This is a genomic window from Neisseria sp. P0022.S009, assembly GCF_051956675.1.
Lineage (GTDB): Bacteria > Pseudomonadota > Gammaproteobacteria > Burkholderiales > Neisseriaceae > Neisseria.
Genome location: NZ_JBQCXE010000033.1, coordinates 1 through 602 on the forward strand (window position 1 = coordinate 1; position 602 = coordinate 602).

1 protein-coding gene is annotated in these 602 nt (G+C 46.0%); it reads left to right on the forward strand.

From position 1 onward, the window contains the following. The first annotated feature begins 140 nt into the window (after positions 1-140). Entirely contained in the window at positions 141-320 is a 180-nt protein-coding gene (locus ACTHUG_RS11290; protein ID WP_440386821.1) for a hypothetical protein, read from the forward strand. Positions 321-602 lie beyond the last annotated feature (282 nt).

Consider the following 602-nt stretch of genomic DNA (forward strand, 5'->3'; position numbering starts at 1 on the left):
TAAAAAAACGGCATTTATCAAGGCCGTCTGAAACTTTCAGACGGCCTCTTTATCAATGGTGATAGCCTTATTCGACAACTATATCGGTAGCAGCAATCGCATTGGCGTATTTCGCCTCTGCTGCCTTAGCAGGCTCAATCATGTTCGCCCTCCGTGTGGCAGTATTTGCACCTGCCTTAGGGGTTTCCGCCGACCTTTGGGCGGCAGACGAACGTTTTGAACAGCGTAGTAACTGTTATGCCTACAAATATCTTGTAAATAAACCCAAAGGTTCGACATACGAACCCAATGAATACAAAATCACTCACTATGTTCCGTAGCATGCTTGCGAGAAAAACGCCGATACTTCGCATCTGAAAGGCTGGGAAGAAAAAGTGCGCGAATTCGATGCCAGACACGGTAATCTGCCGAAAGAGTAAACAACAACCCCATGAAAGAAAAAGCATGACAACCAAACTATATGAATACCTGCAAAGGGAAGCCGATGAAATCCTGATGTATGACGAAGACTACAATATCAATGCCCGTCTGGGACTGACCATATTGATCTACTATACGGGCGGCGGTTCGGTAGCAGGACAGCGTAAGACGCTGGAAGTTTT

Excerpts from the sequence above, each read along its gene's own strand:
- ACTHUG_RS11290 (WP_440386821.1), top strand. The coding sequence starts at position 141 with ATGTTCGCCCTCCGTGTGGCAGTATTTGCACCTGCCTTAGGGGTTTCC.